The 1,196-nt window shown below is 42.1% G+C and carries 3 protein-coding genes; all 3 read left to right on the top strand.

Translation table 11 applies throughout. The features are described from left to right. The coding region (locus tag HMPREF2805_RS00050; protein ID WP_148131553.1) for a phage major capsid protein at positions 1-592 on the top strand (592 nt) is incomplete at its 5' end. A gap of 15 nt (positions 593-607) precedes the next feature. Next, positions 608-898, top strand: coding sequence for a hypothetical protein (locus tag HMPREF2805_RS00055; protein ID WP_033585804.1), 291 nt, complete (start codon positions 608-610; stop codon positions 896-898). Then, positions 891-1,067, top strand: coding sequence for a hypothetical protein (locus tag HMPREF2805_RS11175; protein ID WP_186822534.1), 177 nt, complete (start codon positions 891-893; stop codon positions 1,065-1,067). The genes HMPREF2805_RS00055 and HMPREF2805_RS11175 overlap by 8 nt, the downstream gene beginning before the upstream one ends. Positions 1,068-1,196 lie beyond the last annotated feature (129 nt).

Below are 1,196 nucleotides of genomic sequence, written 5' to 3' on the forward strand. Positions count from 1 at the left end.
AAAATTTGTTTCTGCACAAATTACAGAAGCCTTTGCCGCTGCCCTTGAAGCTGCTTTCTTGAACGGCGATGGAGACAACAAACCTATCGGTCTTTCTCGTACTCTCTCAGGGACTGTTGAAAGCAATAAGACAACTTATGCTGAAAAAACAGCTCAAACTGCTAAGTTGACTTTTGCTGACTCAGCAACCGTAGTCAAAGAATTGACAAATGTTTACAAACATCACTCTGTAAAAGCGGACGGAACAACTCCAGTTGCAGTAGAAGGCAACCTTGTGATGGTTGTTAACCCAGCTGATGCTTGGGATGTAAAGAAACAATACACTTCGTTGAATGCTCAAGGAGTTTATATCACTGCGATGCCATTTAACCTTATCTTGGTTGAATCCGTGGCGCAGACTGCTGGTAAAGTCACTACATTTGTCAAAGGTCGTTATGATGCCTTTGTCGGTGGCGGTATTTCATTCGGTCGCTACACAGAAACCTATGCTTTGGAAGATTTGAACCTCTACACTGCTAAGCAATTTGCTTATGGTAAGGCTCACGATGAAAAGACTGCAGCAGTCTGGACTCTACAACTTCCTCAAGCCTAATCTAGGAGTTGAACCATGACTCCAGAAGAACAACTTCATCCACTCCTTAAATCTTTCAAGGAGCGGATGAGGATTTTTCATACTGGAGAGGATAACAACCTCTCTAAAATGTTGGAAAGTTCTGAGTCAGCCATCCTCAGTCTGGTCGGTAGTAAGGACTCTGCTGATCCACGAGTGAGAGAGCTTATTTTAGAACGTGCTCGATATGTCTACAATGACCAAGTTGAATTTTTCTACGGAAACTTTCAAGGAGATTTGATGGCATTATCACTAGAAAATTACAAATTGGAGGAAAAACATGATTAAGGTTTTAAAAGGCTTTTACGACATCAAAGAAGGGGTGTTTCGTTCTGTTGACCAAGAATTTGAAGAGTCAAAAGAGCGTTTCGATGAAATCAACGAAGCGTTACCTGGCTTTGTTGAATGGGAAGACAAACAATCAGAAGTAACAATGTCTGATGTCCTATCAGACTAATCGTCCCAGCTATCGATATAAAAAGCCAGAGGCTCAAAACGGAGACCTGAGAACCCCCTTGACTTTCTATACTTCTAAAGTCGAGGAGGGGCTTCATGGTCGTGATGTGAGTCACGAGAAGGCTTTTTT

The organism is Streptococcus sp. HMSC034E03 (assembly GCF_001811505.1).
Classification (GTDB): Bacteria; Bacillota; Bacilli; order Lactobacillales; family Streptococcaceae; genus Streptococcus.